Source organism: Streptomyces sp. NPDC021115 (assembly GCF_044333065.1).
Taxonomy (GTDB): Bacteria; Actinomycetota; Actinomycetes; order Streptomycetales; family Streptomycetaceae; genus Streptomyces.
Window position 1 is genome coordinate 504,693 of record NZ_JBIRQF010000005.1, and the last position, 17,965, is coordinate 522,657.

Annotated in this window: 20 protein-coding genes; 11 read left to right on the top strand and 9 right to left on the bottom strand. The window is 74.2% G+C overall.

The genetic code is table 11. The features are described from left to right. Nucleotides 1–11 precede the first annotated feature (11 nt). The 3 genes from ACH4TL_RS19800 to ACH4TL_RS19810 all read right to left on the bottom strand — a co-directional run bounded on the left by ACH4TL_RS19800 (nucleotide 12) and on the right by ACH4TL_RS19810 (nucleotide 3,381). Nucleotides 12–782 carry a DUF4239 domain-containing protein gene (locus ACH4TL_RS19800; protein ID WP_398315776.1) on the bottom strand — a complete coding sequence of 257 codons (771 nt, stop codon included), beginning with the start codon at nucleotides 780–782 and terminating at the stop codon, nucleotides 12–14. After that, nucleotides 767–1,327, bottom strand: a complete 561-nt coding sequence (locus ACH4TL_RS19805; protein ID WP_398315778.1) for a hypothetical protein — start codon at nucleotides 1,325–1,327, stop codon at nucleotides 767–769. The genes ACH4TL_RS19800 and ACH4TL_RS19805 overlap by 16 nt, the downstream gene beginning before the upstream one ends. A 398-nt stretch (nucleotides 1,328–1,725) precedes the next feature. Continuing rightward, entirely contained in the window at nucleotides 1,726–3,381 is a 1,656-nt protein-coding gene (locus ACH4TL_RS19810) for an acyl-CoA dehydrogenase family protein (RefSeq protein ID WP_398315779.1), read from the bottom strand. 132 nt (nucleotides 3,382–3,513) lie between these two features. On the opposite strand from ACH4TL_RS19810, the gene ACH4TL_RS19815 reads away from it, so the two are divergent. Beyond that, nucleotides 3,514–4,251, top strand: coding sequence for a PaaX family transcriptional regulator C-terminal domain-containing protein (locus tag ACH4TL_RS19815; protein WP_398315781.1), 738 nt, complete (start codon nucleotides 3,514–3,516; stop codon nucleotides 4,249–4,251). A gap of 6 nt (nucleotides 4,252–4,257) precedes the next feature. On the opposite strand, the gene ACH4TL_RS19820 is transcribed toward ACH4TL_RS19815, so the two are convergent. From ACH4TL_RS19820 to ACH4TL_RS19830, 3 genes are all read right to left on the bottom strand, one after another. Beyond that, nucleotides 4,258–5,262: a LacI family DNA-binding transcriptional regulator gene (locus tag ACH4TL_RS19820; RefSeq protein ID WP_398315783.1), complete on the bottom strand. Its 1,005-nt coding sequence runs from the start codon at nucleotides 5,260–5,262 to the stop codon at nucleotides 4,258–4,260. Nucleotides 5,263–5,349: 87 nt separating this feature from the next. Beyond that, the gene (locus ACH4TL_RS19825; protein ID WP_398315785.1) at nucleotides 5,350–6,330 is read right to left on the bottom strand and encodes an acyl-CoA dehydrogenase family protein; all 981 of its coding nucleotides are present in this window, start codon (nucleotides 6,328–6,330) and stop codon (nucleotides 5,350–5,352) included. A gap of 160 nt (nucleotides 6,331–6,490) precedes the next feature. After that, nucleotides 6,491–7,648, bottom strand: coding sequence for an acyl-CoA dehydrogenase family protein (locus tag ACH4TL_RS19830; RefSeq protein ID WP_398315787.1), 1,158 nt, complete (start codon nucleotides 7,646–7,648; stop codon nucleotides 6,491–6,493). A 54-nt stretch (nucleotides 7,649–7,702) separates the two neighbouring features. Between ACH4TL_RS19830 and ACH4TL_RS19835 the strand changes: the two genes are divergently transcribed. From ACH4TL_RS19835 to ACH4TL_RS19870, 8 genes are all read left to right on the top strand, one after another. Continuing rightward, nucleotides 7,703–8,488 carry an SDR family oxidoreductase gene (locus ACH4TL_RS19835; RefSeq protein WP_398316059.1) on the top strand — a complete coding sequence of 262 codons (786 nt, stop codon included), beginning with the start codon at nucleotides 7,703–7,705 and terminating at the stop codon, nucleotides 8,486–8,488. A 30-nt stretch (nucleotides 8,489–8,518) separates the two neighbouring features. Next, nucleotides 8,519–9,142: a TetR/AcrR family transcriptional regulator gene (locus ACH4TL_RS19840; RefSeq protein WP_398315789.1), complete on the top strand. Its 624-nt coding sequence runs from the start codon at nucleotides 8,519–8,521 to the stop codon at nucleotides 9,140–9,142. A gap of 16 nt (nucleotides 9,143–9,158) precedes the next feature. After that, nucleotides 9,159–10,316, top strand: a complete 1,158-nt coding sequence (locus ACH4TL_RS19845; RefSeq protein ID WP_398315791.1) for an acetyl-CoA C-acetyltransferase — start codon at nucleotides 9,159–9,161, stop codon at nucleotides 10,314–10,316. Between the two features lie 71 nt (nucleotides 10,317–10,387). After that, nucleotides 10,388–10,810 (top strand): septal ring lytic transglycosylase RlpA family protein, encoded by a 423-nt coding sequence (locus ACH4TL_RS19850; RefSeq protein WP_398315793.1) that lies wholly within the window; start codon nucleotides 10,388–10,390, stop codon nucleotides 10,808–10,810. Between the two features lie 9 nt (nucleotides 10,811–10,819). Continuing rightward, nucleotides 10,820–11,473 (top strand): cell wall protein, encoded by a 654-nt coding sequence (locus ACH4TL_RS19855; protein ID WP_398315795.1) that lies wholly within the window; start codon nucleotides 10,820–10,822, stop codon nucleotides 11,471–11,473. After that, nucleotides 11,470–12,333 carry a MauE/DoxX family redox-associated membrane protein gene (locus ACH4TL_RS19860; protein ID WP_398315797.1) on the top strand — a complete coding sequence of 288 codons (864 nt, stop codon included), beginning with the start codon at nucleotides 11,470–11,472 and terminating at the stop codon, nucleotides 12,331–12,333. Before ACH4TL_RS19855 ends, ACH4TL_RS19860 begins: the two co-directional genes overlap by 4 nt. A gap of 74 nt (nucleotides 12,334–12,407) precedes the next feature. Next, nucleotides 12,408–13,256 carry a ribonuclease BN gene (locus ACH4TL_RS19865; RefSeq protein ID WP_398315799.1) on the top strand — a complete coding sequence of 283 codons (849 nt, stop codon included), beginning with the start codon at nucleotides 12,408–12,410 and terminating at the stop codon, nucleotides 13,254–13,256. Nucleotides 13,257–13,342: 86 nt separating this feature from the next. Next, nucleotides 13,343–14,077 (top strand): Mut7-C RNAse domain-containing protein, encoded by a 735-nt coding sequence (locus ACH4TL_RS19870; protein ID WP_398315801.1) that lies wholly within the window; start codon nucleotides 13,343–13,345, stop codon nucleotides 14,075–14,077. 63 nt (nucleotides 14,078–14,140) lie between these two features. On the opposite strand, the gene ACH4TL_RS19875 is transcribed toward ACH4TL_RS19870, so the two are convergent. Then, nucleotides 14,141–15,298 carry a PP2C family protein-serine/threonine phosphatase gene (locus ACH4TL_RS19875; protein ID WP_398315803.1) on the bottom strand — a complete coding sequence of 386 codons (1,158 nt, stop codon included), beginning with the start codon at nucleotides 15,296–15,298 and terminating at the stop codon, nucleotides 14,141–14,143. Between the two features lie 95 nt (nucleotides 15,299–15,393). Here ACH4TL_RS19875 and ACH4TL_RS19880 point away from each other — a divergent pair, with 95 nt between their 5' ends. Further along, complete coding sequence (locus ACH4TL_RS19880) at nucleotides 15,394–16,182, top strand: Fpg/Nei family DNA glycosylase (protein WP_398315805.1); 789 nt, start codon at nucleotides 15,394–15,396, stop codon at nucleotides 16,180–16,182. Between the two features lie 40 nt (nucleotides 16,183–16,222). Here ACH4TL_RS19880 and ACH4TL_RS19885 read toward each other — a convergent pair whose 3' ends face one another. Both ACH4TL_RS19885 and ACH4TL_RS19890 read right to left on the bottom strand, forming a co-directional pair. Next, nucleotides 16,223–16,822, bottom strand: coding sequence for a LuxR C-terminal-related transcriptional regulator (locus ACH4TL_RS19885; RefSeq protein ID WP_398315807.1), 600 nt, complete (start codon nucleotides 16,820–16,822; stop codon nucleotides 16,223–16,225). A gap of 538 nt (nucleotides 16,823–17,360) precedes the next feature. Continuing rightward, on the bottom strand, nucleotides 17,361–17,654 hold the full coding sequence (locus tag ACH4TL_RS19890) for a hypothetical protein (protein ID WP_398315809.1): 294 nt from the start codon (nucleotides 17,652–17,654) through the stop codon (nucleotides 17,361–17,363). A 19-nt stretch (nucleotides 17,655–17,673) separates the two neighbouring features. On the opposite strand from ACH4TL_RS19890, the gene ACH4TL_RS19895 reads away from it, so the two are divergent. Next, on the top strand, nucleotides 17,674–17,964 hold the full coding sequence (locus ACH4TL_RS19895; RefSeq protein WP_398315811.1) for a hypothetical protein: 291 nt from the start codon (nucleotides 17,674–17,676) through the stop codon (nucleotides 17,962–17,964). Nucleotide 17,965: the final 1 nt, after the last annotated feature.

Consider the following 17,965-nt stretch of genomic DNA (forward strand, 5'->3'; position numbering starts at 1 on the left):
CGGCAAACGGTTCAGGTACCTCCGCGGACGCCGGGGAACAGATCGGTGAACGGCGTCGTCGCGTCGCCGACCGTCCGCCCGAAGGGCTCGTCGAAGTCCCACACCAGGTAGAGCAGGAAGATGATGAGGGCGGTGAACATCACCGCCAGCATCAGCTCCCGTGGCGAGCGGCGGATCTGGAGGGTGAAGACCAGCCCGATCACCAGCGCCGCGCCGAACAGCAGCCCGAACCAGACCACCTCGGGCATCGTCGGCCCCGCGTTCTGCTGGCGGGCGCCCCGCGCGTCGTCGACGGCCGCCACCTGGTCCACGAGCGGCTGGTACGCCTGTGACTGGAGGTCGGTCTGCGGCTTGGCCAGCGTGACGTCGTGCCGCAGCCTGGCCAGCAGATCGGTGCCGCGGTCGGTGAGTTCGCCGTGGTCGACCATCACCTTCCACTCCCGGGTCACCACATGGCGCACATACGCGTCCACGTCGCCGCGGATGCGGTCACGCACCGGCTGGGGGTAGACGCTCACCCGCTCGGACACCTCGTGCAGCGCCTGCGCCTCGGTCCGTACGCCGTCCTGGGCGGCGCCGCGGGACTCCCAGACCCCGGCGATGGCCAGGCCCAGCACGATCGCGTAGACCACGCCGATCATCATGATCATGTAGTCGAGGACATCGGGGGTCTCGCTCGGATCGTCGTCGTCGCCCAGGCGGCGGGCGTTGAGGATCGCGAGGACGACGACGACCGCGCAGATCCCGGCCATCAGAAGAATCAGAATCAGCCAGTCAGGCATGGGCAACCTCCGGTACGGATCGGCCGGGACGGCCGGCGGTGTGGGCGGATCAGCCGCGTCGTCCGCCGCGCGAGCCGGAGCGCGAGCGGGGCCGGAGCGCGGCGGCCGCGAGCACCGCGGGAGCGGTGAGCAGCAGGGTGAACGTGACCAAGGAGGTTCCGCCGTCGGGTTCGTGGCGCGTGGGCTTCTGATACGCGTGCACCTCGACGCGACGGGTCTCGCTCGGCGTGGGAACCGGCTCGGGAGGCGGTGCCGGAGGCTTGGGCGGCCGGGTCGGCGGAGCGACCGGGGCCGGTGGCGCGGGCCGCCGCACGGACGGGAGGTGCGCGGGGCCGGGCGCCGCCGACCGGCTGGGCGCGGGGGTGCGCGTCGGCGTGGGGCTCGGCGCCGGGGTGGCCGAGGGCGGCGCGCTGGGCGTGGGCGTCGGCGCGGGAGTCGGCGTCGGGCTGGGCGTCGGCGTCGGCGTCGGAGTCGGGGTGGGTGTCGGCGTCGGCGTCGGCGTCGGCGTCGGTGTAGGCGTCGGGGTCGGCTTGGGCGGTGGGCACCAGCCGTACCGGAACCTGAGCCAGCCCCGTCGCGCGGCCACCGACGCGCTGACGCACACACAGAAGCCCGGGTCGATCTGGACCCGGACCCGCAGCCTCACCTTCGTACGCGGCCCATGGTCCGGGTCCCCGTCCCCCGTCCCCGTCCCTGGCCCGTTCCGGACGTCGATCGTCCGCCGTGGGGCGGTGGTGGCCGCGGGGCCGTCACCACCGCCGTCGGCTAAGGCCGTCGCCCCCGTCGAGGCGAGCAGCAGGGCCGTGGTGAGGACCCCCGCCCGCCATGCGCGATGCCATCGATTCACGAGGAGATATTCGGCTGAACGGGCCGCTGTCAGCCGTATGCCCTCAATAATTCGCCCGAATAGGGGAAATAATGCGGAGGTTTCCGTGCGTGAGGTTTACACCCGGAGATCCTTGGGTCGGGCCCGGTCCAGGATCGGGCCGGTGTCCGTCCCCGGCGGCAGGGTGCCGAACGCATGTCCCCAGTCCCCGTCGAGCCGGGAGGCGCAGAACGCGTCGGCGACCGCCGGGTGGCTGTACCGCACCAGCAGGCTGCCCTGGAGGACCAGGGTCATCTGCTCCGCGAGGCGGCGCGCGAGCAATTGCGCCCGCTGCGGATCGGCGAGCTGCGGCAGCAGTGCGCGCAGCCGGGCCACGGCCGCGTCCAGCCGGGCGTCGGCCCCGGCGGCGGCGTCCACCTCGGCGAGGAAGGCGTCCAGCGCGCCCGTCTCCCGGCCGAGGGCGCGCAGCACATCGAGGGCGGCGACGTTCCCCGAGCCCTCCCAGATCGACTGGAGCGGCGCCTCCCGGTACAGCCGCGGCATGCCGGAGTCCTCCACGTAGCCGTTGCCACCCAAGCACTCCAGGGCCTCGGCGGCATGGGTGGCGCCGCGCTTGCACACCCAGTACTTGGCTACCGCGAGTCCCAGCCGACGCAGCGCCGCCTCCCCGGCGTCCCCGGCCTCGGCGCGGTCCAGGGCCGCCGCCAGCCGCATCGCGAGCGTGGTGGCCGCCTCCGACTCGACCGCCAGATCGGCCAGGACGTTGCGCATCAGCGGCTGGCCGATCAGCTCGGAGCCGAAGGCCCTGCGGTGCTCGCAGTGGTGCAGCGCCTGCCGCAGCCCGGCGCGCATGCCAGCCGCCGAGCCGATCACGCAGTCCAGCCGGGTCACGTTGACCATCTCGACGATCGTCCGCACCCCGCGCCCCGGCTCGCCGATCCGCCAGGCCACGGCGCGGTCGTACTCGATCTCGGAGGAAGCGTTGGAGCGGTTGCCGAGCTTGTTCTTCAGCCGCTGGAGGTGCAGGGCGTTGCGGGTGCCGTCCGGCAGGACGCGCGGCACCAGGAAGCAGGTCAGCCCCTCGGGGGCCTGCGCCAGCGTCAGGAACACATCGCTCATCGGCGCGGACGTGAACCACTTGTGGCCGGTGAGCAGGTACGTGCCGTCGTCCCCGGGTACGGGGACGGCCTCGGTGGTGTTGGCGCGTACGTCCGAGCCGCCCTGCTTCTCCGTCATCGACATGCCCGCGATCAGCCCGCGCTTGGTGAGCGGCGCGCGCAGCCCGAAGTCATAGGTACGGGCGGTCAGCAGCGGCTCGTACGCGGCGGCCAGTTCCGGTTCGGCGCGCAGCGCCGGGACCGCGGCGTACGTCATGGAGATCGGGCAGCCGTGGCCGGGCTCGGCCTGGGCGAAGGCGTAGAACGTGGCCGCGCGCGCCAGATGCCGCCCGGGGCGGGTCTCGGCCCAGGCCGCCGCGTGCTGGCCGCTCTCCACGGCAGCGGTCATCAGCTGGTGGTAAGCGGGGTGGTACTCGACCTCGTCGATCCGATGGCCGAAGCGGTCATGGGTGTGCAGCACCGGAGGGTGCCCCTCCGCCATCCGCGCCCGGTCCTGCACCTCGGCGGAACCGGCCCGCGCGCCCACCTCGCGCACCCGCTGCTCGGCCCATTCGGCGCCGCCCCGGCGCAGGGCCTCCAGCAGGGCGGGCTCGTCGGCCGTGCTGAAGCCGACGAGGGGCGGGGCCTGGTTGAGGACTTCGTGCGTCGCGCTCATGGCAAGCGTCTCCTGGGTGTCGCCGCGGATGCCGGGGCTTGCGGATCTCCGGGTTCTTACACTTTCAGTATGCGTGAATGGAAACTGTAATGATAGTCGGGGGGACGGTGATGGATAGGGTTCCGCTCAGCCATGGATGACACCGGAACGCTCACGCTGCGCCCCCTGACCGCGCGCTCGATCGTGCTCAGCACCCTGCTGGGCCACCATCCGCCGCGGCTGCCCGCCCGCGCGCTCGTCCGCGTCGGCGCGCTGTTCGGCACGGCCGAGGGGACGGTACGGGTCGCGCTCACCCGGATGGTGGCCGCCGGTGACCTCGAACAGCAGGGCGGCGCCTACCGGCTCACCGACCGGCTGCTCGCCCGCCAGGCCCGCCAGGACGACAGCCGGGCGCCCCGCACCCGGCGCTGGGACGGCACCTGGGAGATCGCGGTCGTCACCCCCGACCGCCGCCCCGCCCCCGAGCGGGCCGCCCTCCGCCAGGCGATGGCCGCGCTGCGGCTCGCCGAGCTGCGCGAGGGCACCTGGCTGCGCCCCGCCAACCTCGTACGCCCCCGCCCGCCCGTGGTCGCCGAGCAGTGCGGCTGCTTCACCGCCACCCCTGAGGACGATCCGGCCGTCCTCGCCGCCCGGCTCTGGGACCTGCCGGGCTGGGCCGGGCGGGCCCGCCGCCTGATCGACGCCCTGGACGAGGCGCGGAGCCCGGCCGACCGCTTCACGGTGGCGGCGGCGGTGCTGCGGCATCTGCTGACGGACCCGGTGCTGCCGGACGAACTGCTGCCGGAGGGCTGGCCGGGCACCGAACTGCGGGCGCGGTACGACACGTTCGAACGGGACTTCCGCGGGCAGTTGCGGCAGTACACCACATAGGGCGTGTCACGCCGAGCCGCGCAGCACCAGTTCCACGTCCAGCACCACCGCCGGTTCGATCGTCTCCCCGCCCGCGAGCCGCAGCAGCTGGCGCGCCAGCCGCCGCCCGATCTCCGCGATCGGCTGCCGCACCGTCGTCAGCGGCGGGTCCGCGTAGCGCGCCGCCTGCACATCGTCGAAGCCGACCACCCCCACGTCCTCCGGCACCCGCCGCCCGGCCTGCCGCAGGGCCCGCAGCACGCCGAGGCCCATGAGGTCGGAGGCCACGAAGACGGCGTCCAGATCCGGCTGCCGTCCCAGCAGCTCCCGCATCGCGACCGCGCCCGACTCCTGGGTGAAGTCCCCGGCCGCCACCACCGGTTCCCGCCCCGCCTCGGCCAGCGCCGTCCGGTAGCCGGTCAGCCGGTCGATACCGGCCACCATGTCCTGCGGGCCCGCGACCGTGGCGACGCGGGCGCGGCCGGAGTGCAGCAGATGCCGCACGGCGAGGGCCGCGCCCCCGGCATTGTCGACGCCCACGTACGGCAGCGTCTCCGCGCCCAGCGGCCGTTCGTTGCACACCACGGGAATGCCCATGCGGGCCAGCGCGGCGGGCAGCGGATCGGCGCCGTGCATGGAGGCGACCATGACCCCGTCGACGTGCCGCGCCTGGGCGAAGCGTTCGATGCGGTCGCGGCTGGCGGGGGAGCGGGCCATCATCAGCACCAGCTGCTTGTCCGCGTCCTCCAGCTCCTGGCCGACCCCGCGCACCACTCCGGGGAAGAACTGGTCGTCCGAGAAGACCCGGCCCGGCTCCTCGGGCAGGACGAGCGCGAACGAGTCGGTGCGCTGGGTGACCAGGCTGCGGGCGGCCTGGTTCGGGACGTACCCCAGCTCCTCGATGGCCCGCAGCACCGCCGAGCGGCTGTCCTCGGCGACCCTGGTCGAGCCGTTGACGACGCGGGAGACGGTGGCGCGCGAGACGCCCGCGTGCAGGGCCACGCTCTCCAGGGTGGGCCGGGGCCGGTGCATCCGGGCATACCTCGCTGTTCGCCGCGTTCCTGAGGGCGTCGCCGCCTTGGCCGGTCGGTACAGCATGGCCCGGCACGCGCTCCCCTGTCAGGACGCGAGCACGCGCGCGCGGCAGACCGACGGCGAACCCCAGGCGCCCCGCAGGGCGCGGGCCTTGCGGATCCACAGCGACAGGTCGTACTCGTCCGTGTAGCCGATCGCGCCGTGCAGCTGGAGGGCGGTGCGCGCGGCCGCGTACGCCGCGTCGCCCGCCGCCACCTTGGCGGCGGCGACCTCGGCCCCGGCCCCCGGACCGCCCGCCGCGAGCGCGACCGCGGCCCCGTGCAGCAGGGGACGGGCGAACTCCAGCCCGATGAGCACATCCGCCAACTGGTGCTGCACCGCCTGGAACGAGCCGATCGCCCGGCCGAACTGGGTGCGCTGCTTGACGTACGCCACGGTCCGGTCCAGCAGCGCCAACCCGGCGCCGAGGGACTGCGCGGCCGTCGCGAGGGCCGCCCAGTCCGCGGCGCGCGCGGCGGCCGCGGCGACCGCCGCGCCCCGCGCCAGCGGCTCGCCGCCCGGCAGCGGCGCGGCGAGGCGCCGCGCGGGGTCGAGGGAGGCCCGCACCGGACCGTGCCCCGGGGCCAGCCACAGCTCCTCGCCGCGGACGGCGAGGACGGCGTCGGCGGCGTCCGCGTCCAGCGCGTACGGGCCGCCGTCGGCCATCGCCACGGTGACCATGGCCTCCCCGGAGGCGATGCGGGGCAGCCATTTTCCGGCCGCGGGGGACTCCGCCAGCAGCGCCGCCGCCGCGGCGGTCTCGGCCCACGGCCCCGGCACGGCGTGCCGCCCCAGCTCGACGCAGGCCACGGCCAGCTCCACCGGCAGCGGCCCCACCCCCTCGTACGCCTCCGGCACGGCGAGCGCGGTCACCCCGGCCTCGGCCAGCCGCCCCCACAGCGCCCGCCCGGGCGCGTGTTCCCCGCGCGCCCACGCCCGCGCAGCGCCGGGGGTGTCGGCGGCGCCGAGCATCCGGTCGAGGGTGCGGCCGAACTCGCGCTGTGTCTGATCCAGCAGGAATCTCATGCGCGGTCGCCTTTCGTCGCGGTAGCGGTAGCGGTCGCCGCCGCGACCGTGGTCGTGGTCGCCGTATCCGTAAGGCCGGTGGCCCGGGCCAGCCCCCGGGGCCCGGGAGCGTCCCGGTGACCGGGCGTCCGGGGACATCCCGGGGCCGTGAAGGGGCCGCTCACCGCCTGCCCTTCGGCAGGCCCAGCAGCCGCTCCGCCACGATGCCCCGCTGGATCTCGTTCGTCCCGGCGTAGATGGGGCCCGCCAGCGCGAAGACATAGCCCTCCGCCCAGCCGTCCTCCGCCAACTCACCCGTCGGCCCCAGCAGATCGAGGGCCGTCTCATGGAGGCTGATGTCCAGCTCCGACCAGAACACCTTGTTGAGGCTCGACTCGGCCCCGAGCTGCTCCCCGGCGGCCAGGCGGGAGGCGCCCGCGTAGGCGAAGAGTTCGTACGCGCGGGCGCGGATCACGGCGTCGGCCACCCGGTCCCGCAGCGCCGCGCCCGCCTCGTCCCCGGCGGCGACGCGTGTCCGCCACAGGGCGGCCAGGCGGCGGGCGGCGGCCGTGTAGCGGCCGGGGCTGCGGAGGGTCAGGCCGCGCTCGTTGCCCGCGGTGCTCATCGCGACCCGCCAGCCCCGCCCCGGCTCGCCGATGACGTCGTCGTCGGGCACGAACACCTCGTCCAGGAAGAGTTCGGCGAAGGCGGGCTTCCCGTCGAGGCGGCCGATCGGGCGTACGGTCACGCCCGGCGCGTCCAGCGGGAACATCAGGTACGTCAGCCCGCGGTGCGGCGGGGCGCCGGGCTCCCGGTGGCTGCGGAACAGTCCGAACGCCCGGTCCGCGAAGGCCGCCCGGGAGGACCAGGTCTTCTGCCCGGTCAGCAGCCAGCCGCCGTCCGCGCGCCGGGCGGTGGAGCGCAGGGAGGCCAGGTCGGAGCCCGCCTCCGGCTCGGACCACGCCTGCGCCCAGATCACCTCGCCGCGCGCCATCGGCGGCAGGATCCTGGCCCGCTGTTCGGCGGTGCCGTGGTCGAAGAGGGTGGGGGCCAGCAGGCTGACGCCGTTCTGGCTCACCCGGCCGGGCGCGCCCGCCGCGTAGTACTCCTCCTCGAACAGCAGCCACTCCAGCAGCGACGCGCCCCGCCCGCCGTACTCCTCGGGCCAGGTCACCGCCGACCAGCGGCCGGACGCCAGGGTCCGCTCCCAGGCGCGGTGGGCGGCGAACCCCTCGGCGGTCTCCAGGGACGGCAGCGGCGCGGCGGGCACATGGGCCGCGAGCCACCGCCGGGCCTCGGCCCGGAACGCCTCCTGCCGCTCGGTCAGGTCGAGATCCATCGGGCCCCCGGCTCCTTCCCTAACAAGTGTTTGGTAGGTTACCGTGGCGCCGTGATGGACAACAAGCCGTCGTACGTCCCCGGCCACGGCCTGCTCACCGGCCGCACGGCCGTCATCACGGCCGCGGCGGGCGCCGGGATCGGCGGCGCCACGGCGCGCCGGTTCCTGGAAGAGGGCGCCCGGATCGTCATCGGCGACGCCCACGCACGCCGCCTGGAGGAGACGGCCGCCGCCCTCGCGAAGGAGTTCGGAGCGGACCGCGTCGCCGGGCTGACCTGCGATGTCACCGACGAGGACGCGGTGGCGGCGCTCCTGGACCTCGCCGAGGAACGCCACGGACGGCTGGACGTCGTGGTCAACAACGCCGGTCTCGGCGGTACCGCCGAACTCACCGAGATGACCGACGAGCAGTGGCACAAGGTCATCGACGTCACCCTCGGCGGCACCTTCCGCTGCACCCGCGCCGCCCTCCGCCGCCTGAAGGCCCACCCGGCGGGCGGGACCATCGTCAACAACGCCTCGGTCGTCGGCTGGCGCGCCCAGGCCGGGCAGGCCCACTACGCCGCCGCCAAGGCCGGGGTCATGGCGCTCACCCGCTGCGCCGCCGTCGAGGCCGCCGCGTACGGGGTGCGCGTCAACGCCGTCGCGCCGAGCCTCGCCATGCATCCGCACCTGGTGAAGGTCACCACGCCCGAGCTGCTGGCCGAGCTGACCGAGCGCGAGGCGTTCGGCCGGTACGCCGAGCCGTGGGAGGTCGCCAACGTCATCGTCTTCCTGGCCAGCGGCTACGCGTCGTACATGACCGGCGAGACGGTCTCCGTCAGCAGTCGGCACCCGTGAGCGCGGTCCCCGTGAGGCGAGAATGGGCATGTGCCGAAAATCAGCGGGAACAGCAAGAAGACCACCGTGAGCCCGTCCCCCGAGCGGCGTCGCGAACTGCTCTCGACGGCGGCCGAGGTGTTCGCCGCCCAGGGCTACAACGCGACCACCGTCCGCCGGATCGCGGACGAGGCGGGAATGCTCGCGGGCAGCCTGTACTACCACTTCGACTCGAAGGAGTCGATGGTCGACGAAATCCTCTCCACCTTCCTCGACGAGCTGTGGGCGGGGTACGAGGAGGTACTGCGGGCCGGACTCGGCCCCCGGGCGACCATCGAGGCGCTCGTCACCGAGTCCTTCCGGGAGATCGACCGGCACCGGGCCGCCGTCGCGATCTACCAGAAGGAGTCCCGGCAGCTCGCCGCCCTGCCCCGGTTCGGCTATCTCACCGACTCGCAGCGCCGGTTCGAGCGGGCCTGGCTGGGCACGCTGGAGCGCGGCGTGGCCGACGGGGTGTTCCGCGCCGACCTCGACATCCGGCTGGCCTACCGCTTCCTGCGCGACACCGTCTGGGTCGCCGCGTCCTGGTACCGGCCCGGCGGGCAGCACAGCCCCGAGGAGATCGCCCGCCAGTACGTGTCGATGGTCCTGGACGGCATCACCCCCCGACACTGAACTCTATGGAGTGACCATGGCCGAGGCATTCATCGTCGAAGCGGTACGCACCCCCGTCGGCCGCCGCAAGGGCGGGCTGGCGTCCGTCCACCCGGCCGACCTCGGCGCGCACGTCCTGCGCGCGCTGATGGAGCGCTCGGGCGCCGACCCGGCCGCCGTCGAGGACGTGGTCTTCGGCTGCCTGGACACCGTGGGCCCGCAGTCCGGCGACATCGCCCGCACCTGCTGGCTGGCCGCCGGGCTTCCCGAGGAGGTGCCGGGCGTGACCGTCGACCGGCAGTGCGGCTCCTCCCAGCAGGCCCTGCACTTCGCGGCGCAGGCCGTGCTCTCCGGCACCCAGGACCTGGTGGCCGCGGGCGGCGTGCAGAACATGTCGCAGGTGCCGATCGCCTTCGCCAGCCGCCAGGCGGCCGAGCCGCTGGGGCTGACCGAGGGCCCCTTCGCGGGCTCGGAAGGCTGGCGTGCGCGCTACGGCGACCGGCCGGTCAGCCAGTTCTACGGGGCCGAGATGATCGCCGAGAAGTGGGGGATCGGCCGCCCGGAGATGGAGGAGTTCGCGCTCCGCTCGCACCGGCGCGCGCTCCGCGCCATCGACGAGGGCCGCTTCGACCGCGAGGTGGTCCCGTACGGGGACGTCCGCGTGGACGAGGGGCCGCGCCGGGACACCAGCCTGGAGAAGATGGCCGCGCTCGCCCCGCTCATGGAGGGCGGCCGCCTCACCGCCGCGCTCTCCTCCCAGGTCTCCGACGGCGCCGCCGCCCTGCTCGTCGCCTCCGAACGGGCCGTACGGGAGCACGGCTTGACCCCGCGCGCCCGCATCCATCACCTGTCGGTGCGCGGCGAGGACCCGATCCGGATGCTGTCCGCGCCGATCCCGGCCACCGCGTACGCGCTGAAGAAGACCGGCATGACCATCGCCGACATCGACCTGGTGGAGATCAACGAGGCGTTCGCGCCGGTGGTGCTGGCCTGGCTCCGGGAGAGCGGCGCCGACCCGGAGCGGGTCAACGTCAACGGCGGCGCGATCGCCCTGGGCCACCCGCTGGGCGCGACGGGCGCGAAGCTGATGACGACGCTGCTGCACGAACTGGAGCGCACGGGCGGGCGGTACGGCCTCCAGACCATGTGCGAGGGCGGTGGGCAGGCCAACGTGACGATCGTCGAGCGGCTCTGACGGGCACGCGGCGCCGCCGGATCGGACCCTGTCGGCTGGTGGGCCCCGCAGGGCACCCGCAAAATGGCCGCATGGCGTGCGGATCGACCAGCCTCGGGAACGGCGAAGCCACCTGGTTCTGCTGTGGCAACGCCTGGGGCCCGTGTGCCGCCGCGGGCGGCGGCGCCTGCGGTACGTGCAGGTCCAGCGCCCTCCAGGCCGCCTGGCCCCACGCGTCCAAGGCGTGCTGGGACATCACCCGGCCCGACCTGTGCGGCGAGAAGCTGCCGCGGCGCGGCTGCGGCTCGGCCATCAAGGTGCGCCACCTGTGCTCCGGCGCGTCCGTCTGCGTCACCGTCAGCGACTGCGGCCCCCGCACCCGCAGTTTCTGCGGCGAGTCCGCCTGCTGCGACGGCGTCTGCCGCAGCAACCGCGTCATCGACCTGACCCCTGCCGCGTTCTCCGCCATCGGCAGCCTCAGCTCCGGCATCCTGCCGGTCTCCCTCTACGAGTGAGGCCGGGACATGAGCGCGTACCGGACGTCCGGCCCCCTCGACCGCCGCCGCTTCCTCACCGCCGCCGCGCTGCGCGGCGCCACCGTCGTCGGGACGGGCGTCATCGGTGCGACCGCGCTGGGCGCCGTGGACGCCGACGCCGTGTTCGCCGCGCCGCTGCGCCGTCCGCTGGACCCCGCGGTGCCCGCCGCCGCCTTCGTGGAGGGGCGGATCACCTCCGTCGACGGCGGAGTGCTGGACGTGGCGGGCTCCTACGGCGACCACACCCGGGTCCGGGTCACAGGCGCCACCAGCGTCTGGAAGGTACGGGCCACCACCGCCGCGTCGATCGAGACCGGCGACGGGCTCTACGCGCGCGGCGTCCCGATGCCCGACGGCACGGTCGCCGCCGACGCGGTGTGGGTGAACATCGTGAACCTCCACACCACCATCCGCGGCATCGAGAAGACCCGGCTGCACCTCGCGCACGGACACCACGAGATCGTCGGCAACCTCCTCCCGGAGACCTCCAGCGCCTCGTACTCCGGCGGCGCGCCCACCGCCGACCTCTCCGGGCTGCGCATCGGGCAGGGCGCCCAAGTCCTGGGCGCGTGGCGGCCGTCCGACGACTCGGTGGACATCGTCCGGGTGGCGGTCGGGCCGGGTGCGGGACACCGCCGATGAGCGCCGCCGCCCTCGTCGCCACCGCCCTCGATCTCGCCGCGCCGGCGCTCGCCGGGGTGCTGGGCGCGGCCGGTGCGGGCAAGCTCTTCGGCCGTGGCACGGCCCGGCTGGCGCACCGGACCGCGCTGGCCCGGCTGCTGCGCGGCGGCGGCCGCGCGGCGCTCGCCCTGCGCGCCCTCGGCGCCCTCGAACTCCTCCTGTGCGCGGCGCTGTTGGCGCTGCCGCCGTCGGTGGCGGCGGGCGGGGCGGCCGCCGCGCTCGGCGCGGGCTTCCTCGGCTATCTCGGGTACGCCCGGGCGTCCGCGCCCGGGGCGTCGTGCGGCTGTACGGCGCGGGAGGACGGGCCGGTGGGGGCCGGGGCCTTCGCCCGGGCCGCCGTGGTGGCGGCGGGCGGTGTGGCCGTGGCGCTGGCCGGGCACCCCTGGTGGGTCACGGCGCCGCGCCACCCGGCCGCCGCCGGGTGCTGCGCCCTCGCGGCGGTGGCCGGACTGTGGTCCCTCGACCGTCGGTGGCGTACGGCGTGGCGCGGGCTCCGCCTCCGCCTCACCGGACACCCACTGGCCGGAAACAGCGCCGGAGCCGTGGCGCGGGTCCCGGTGGCCGCGACCGTCGAACTGCTGGAACGCTCACTCGCCTGGCAGACCACCGCGCCCCTGGTGCGGTCGGCGCTGCTGGACCACTGGGACGAGGGCGGCTGGCGCATCCTCCAGTACGCCGGGGTTCACGCCCGCGGCGGCACCGCCCGACCGGTGGTGGTGCTCTTCGCGCTGGACGCGGCGGCGAGCCGCGACGCCGCGGCGGAGCCCGCGGTGCGGGTGAGCGTCCTCGACGCCGACACCGGCGAGGCGCTGCGGAGCTGACGCGGGTACGCTGGACGATGCGCGACTTACTGGGGCATATCGCATGAACCGGCGGCGGGGGGAGTGGGAGTGGCATGTCCGAGCAGTCCCCCGACTCCCCCCACCACCGCTCGCGGTTCCGGCGGCTGCACCGCACGTTCCACCGGTCCCCGGCCGGGCGGGGATGGCGCCGGGGCAGCGAATTCGAGCTGATGCACCGGGCCTTGGGGTTCGCCGCGCTCGGTTTTCTCACGCTGGTGCCGTTGCTGATCGTGGTCGCGGCGGCCGATCCGGTGAACCGGCACGGCTTCGCCCAGTGGCTGACCGAGGCGCTCGGGGTGTCCGCCACCTCACGGGACGAGGTCCTGAGGCTGTTCGCCCCGCCGAGGCGGTCGCTGGAGACCACCACCGCGTTCGGTCTGGCCACGCTGGCCCTCTTCGGTCTGACCTTCGGCGGGGCGGTGCAGACCGGCTACGAGAAGGTGTGGGAGCTGCCCCCGGGCCGCTGGCACACCGTGTGGCGCCATCTGGTGTGGCTCGTCGTGCTCATCGGCTACCTCCTGCTCTCGTCCCACCTCGGCCCCGGCCCCACCCGGCTGGTCGTCGCCGTCGTGGGCACGGTGCTGTTCTTCTGGTGGTCGCAGCGGGTGCTGCTCGGCGGGCGGATCAGCTGGGGCGCCCTGCTGCCGGGCGCCCTGGCCACCGGGGTCGGGCTGTGGGGGCTGCGGATCTTCTCGCGGCTGGTGTTCTCGCCGCTGATCGCCTCCAGCGCGGTGTCCTACGGCGCGATCGGCACCGTGCTGGTCGTCCAGTCCTGGCTGGTCGGCGTCGGCTTCGTGGTGTTCGGCGGCGCGCTCGTCGGCCGGTTGCTGCACGAGGAGTATCTGCGGCTGGTGACGTGGCGCCGCAGGCGACGCCACCTGGAGCGTTCCGGCGGCGGCTGACTCCTGGCCCGGCCCTCCCGTGAAGCGACCGGCCCCTCCGCGAAACCTCGTCGCCCGGGGCCGGTCACCCCTGGCATGCTGGCGGTGTGAACGGACCGGAGATCCAGCTGAGCCTCGCCCCCGAACTGCGCCTTTTCGCCTCGCCCGAGCGGCGCCTGGGCAGCACGGCCGTCATCACCGACGGCGCGTCCACCCTCGGCCATGTGGTGGAGTCGTTCGGCGTCCCGCTCACCGAGGTCGGCCGTCTGCTCGTCGACGGCCGGGAGGCCGCGGTCTCGCATGTGCCGGGGCCGGGGGAGTCCGTCGAGGTGCGCCCGGTCGCGCGTCCCCAGCGGGTTCCCGGCGCGCCGCTGCGCTTCCTGCTCGACGTCCATCTGGGCACCCTCGCGCGCCGCCTCCGGCTGCTCGGCGTCGACGCGGCGTACGAGAGCGAGGACATCGGCGACCCCGCGCTCGCCGCCCGCTCTGCGGCCCAGCGCCGGGTGCTCCTCTCCCGCGACCGGGGCCTGCTGCGGCGGCGCGAGCTGTGGGCCGGGGCGTATGTCTACAGCGACCGGCCGGACGAGCAACTGCGGGACGTCCTGGGCCGTTTCACCCCGTCCCTCGCCCCGTGGACCCGTTGCACGGCATGCAACGGCCCGCTGGAGGACGCCGACAAGGACACGGTCCGCGCGCGGCTGGAGCAGGGGACGCGGAGCACGTACGAGGTGTTCGCCCGCTGCGCCGCCTGCGAGCGCGTCTACTGGCGCGGCGCCCACCACGCGCGGCTGGAGGCGATCGTGTCGGCCGCGCTGGAGGAGTTCGGCGCCCCGGTGCCGTAGCGGGCCCCGAGGGCGCCACAGGGGCGTACGCGGCCGCCGTCGGCCTCCTACGGGGGCGGCCCCTCAGGGGGGCGTGGAGCGCCACCCCGGCTCGGCGCCCGTCGCCCGCTCGACGAGGATCATCGCCGCGTCGTCGGCCAGCCGCCCCTCGGCGTGGTGGATCAGGGCGTGGCGCAGCCGGTCCAGGTATTCGGTCGGGGTGGCGCCCTCCACGGTCTCCATGGTCCGCGGCAGCGGGAAGAACTCATTGCAGTGGTTACGCGCCTCCAGCACCCCGTCGGTGTGCAGCAGCAGCCGGTCGCCGACGACGAACGGGAAGGTCTCGACGCCGATCGGGGGCGGGGTCAGGAACTCGTCCAGGCCGAGCGGCGGCAGCGGCCGCTCCGGGCCCAGCGTGCGCGCCTTGCGGTCGTGCAGCACCAGCGGCGGAGGGTGGCCCCGGTTGATCAGCTGGATCATGGAGGTGTCGGGCACCACCTGGGCCAGCAGGACGGTGACGAACTGCTCGGCCCGCTCGTCCCAGTCCTGGAGCCGGGACCGGTCCAGCAACTCGTATTCGCGGCCCAGCGCCGCCGAACACCGCTGCATCACCTCGATCAGATCGTGTTCGTAGTGCACCGCCTCCCGGAAGGCGCCCAGGATCGCCGCGGCGGACCGCACCGCGGCCAGCCCCTTGCCGCGCACGTCCCCGACGATCAGCCGCACTCCGTAGCGGGTGCCCACCGCCTCGTACAGATCGCCGCCGATCTGCGCCCCGCGCTCGGCCGCCATGTACACGCTGGCGGTGCGCACCCCGCCCATGCGGGCGGGCAGCGGCCGCAGCACCACGTTCTGCGAGACTTCGGCGATCTTGCGGACCTGGCTCAGCTCCCGGTCCCTGCGCTCCCGGATCGCGCTGCTCGCCACGCTCGCCACGGACACCACGAGCAGCGCCAGCAGATTCGCGTACACCTGCTGGGTGCCCCACGCGTGGTTGTGGGTGGCGGTGAGCGCGCTGATCCCCGCGGCGAGCGCCACCACGCCCCCGGTGCCGACCGGTCCCATCGTCACCGCGGCCAGCGCAGGGGCCGGGGTGAGCAGGGGGCCGGTGTAGAGCACATGCGCGGGCGTCAGCTCGATGGTGACGACCGCCGCCATGACCAGGAACGGCAGGCACCGCGCGATCGCGAAAAGCGTCTGGTTGCGACCGCTCGCCCCCGGTCCGGAGCGGATGAATCGCATAACCAGGTACTTTATCCGACTCATGCAAAATTTTGGTCTACCGCGGCTTTTCTTCTCCCCGGGCCGTCCGCCACGGCCCGGCGTAATCTGGCGACATGCCCGAGCTGCCGGACGTCGAGGGCTTCCGCCGCACGCTGGCCTCCTGCGCGCGGGGGCGCCGTATCGAGCGCGTCGAGGTGGCCGATCCGGGGGTGCTGCGCGGGGTCACCGCGCAGCGGCTGAAGCGCGATCTTGAGGGCCGCCGGTTCGGCGCCCCGCGCCGCCACGGCAAGTGGCTGCTCGCCCCGGCCGGGGGCCCGACACTGATCCTGCACTTCGGCATGACCGGGGGACTGGTGTGCCGCTCGGAGGACGACCCGCCCGAGCGGTTCGGCCGTGTCTTCCTCACCCTCGACGACGGCCATCAGCTCCGCTACCACGACCAGCGCAAGCTGCGGGGGCTGTGGCTCGCCGCCACCGACGCCGACGTCGACCGCATCCTCGGCGAGCAGGGCCCGGACGCGCTGTCGCTGGGCCGGGCCGAGCTGGACAGCGCGCTGGAGGGGCGGCGCGGCCGGGTCAAGGCCACGCTGACCGACCAGTCCGTCGTGGCCGGGCTCGGCAATCTGCTCGGCGACGAGATCCTGTGGCGGGCCCGGGTCCATCCGAAGAGCCGGACGAGCGACCTGGGCCCCGACGAGCGGCGGCGGCTGCACACCGCACTGCGCGGGGTGCTGCGCACCTCGGTGCGGGCGGGCCAGGTGCCGCCGCGGCCGTCCTGGCTGACCGGCCACCGCGACGACCCCGACCCGCACTGCCCGCGCTGCGGCCGCCCGTTGCGCCGCGGGAAGATCGCCGGGCGGACCAGCACCTGGTGCCCGCACTGTCAGCCGGAACGCTCCTGATCCGGCGGTTCCTTGATGAGAGGGGCCATTTCGAGAGGGGTCATTTGACGAAGTCCGGGCGGACCCGGGCGGGCCAGGTGCCGACGGTCAGCATGCCCGCCGCGTACGCGCGCGAGACCAGCGCCGCACGGTTGGGCGCCTTCATCTTCCGCAGCATCGATCCCACGTGGTATTCGACGCCCTGGCGGCTGAGATAGAGCTTGGCGGCCATCTGCACGGTCGAGGCGCCCGTGGCCACCCCCTCGAGTATCTGAGCCTCCAGCGGCGACAACAGGTTTCTGCGCTGCGCGCTCGCGTCGTCCTCGGCCTTCTCGTCGTCGGGCTTGACCAGGACGACGATGGCCGACAGCCCGTCGGACGCGCCCTGGATGGCCGTACCGGTCAACTCGCCCGAGAACACCCGGCCTCCCGAGCGGTAGCCGACCACACGCTCGGTGAAGCGGGTGCGGCGGCCGTCGTGCAGCCGCAGGAAGTGCTCCCGCAGGACGGCGGGGGCGCTGGGGTCGAGCAGTTCGAAGAGGTTGCGGCCGCACAGCTCGGCCGAGGTTCCGCCGAAGTGCCGGAAGAAGTCCTCGTCCCCGGCGAGGACTTGGAGGTCCGGGGCGAGGGTGGCCATGCCGGTGGCGTGGCGTCCGGTCACGGCGCGGGCCCGGTTCCGGTCATGCGGTAAGCCCGATGATGTCTGTCCGGGCACGCGGCGGGCGGCTTGAGTGGTGTGGGGGTGAGCCATGGAGAGCACCGCTTTCTGTTGTCTCAACAACGGCATGGTCGTGCGTGATCCGGCAAAAGCTGAGGTCGCGGCCCTGCCACCAGCCACCGGACCGGCGCCGGAACCGTGTCGTCCGACGGCTCCAGTGACGGGTGTTAGATGCGCTTCATGGTATATACCAACGTTTCGACTGCTTGCCGCAGCCCGTTTGTGGCCAACTTCTGCCCGTTTCTTGCCCGTCTGACCTGAAGAAGCGGTCAAAGGGGCTGCTGATCGCGAAAAGCGGGCATCGGGCGCGCATCATGACGTCTGGGTGATTCCCCAGTCTCTCCCATGCCCCGTCCCCGGGCACGCGCCGCGGGGGCGCGTCGCGTCCGCGCGCCACCGGCCGCCCCGGGGTGGCCTGCGTGAGGTCACCGTCCGGGGGGCCGGTCGGCCGCGTCCGTTCAGGCGGTGTTCGGGATCTGTTTCAGACCCGGCGGGTCTTGGCCGGCGGCGTCATGACCCCGCCGCGCCGCAGCACCGCGTAGCCGACGCCGACGCCCACGGCCACCGGCCACTCGATGACCTCGGCGGCGCCCAGTACTCCGAGCCCCGCGTACAGCGGGAGTCCGCCCTTGGCGGGCAGCACCCGGCGGGCCGCCGCGATCGGCATCAGCGCCATGTTCGCGGCGCTCTTCGCCGCGCGGCCGATGCGGTCGCCGTTCATGCGGTCGAGATGGGTCGCGCTCGCGGCGCGGTCCAGCCCCGTCGCCTGTGCCATGTGGCCGAGGCTGGGGACCGTGACGGTGATCCGGTGGTCACCCTTCTGGGAGGCGGGCTTCGCCGACTTCGCCGCCTTGGCCGTCTTCGACCTCTGTGTGCTCTTGGCCGTCTTCGTCTTCCCCGATGGCGCGGACTTGGACGCGGCCGTGGTCTTCGCCGCGGTCTTCGACGGAGCCCGGGCCTTCGATGTGGCCTGGCCCCGGGCCGACTTGCCGGTGCTTCGTGCCGACGACCGTGCCGTCGTGGAGGTGCCGCGCTTGCGCGAGCTGGTGGGAGTGGTCACTGGTCTCACGTCCACCCATGATTGAT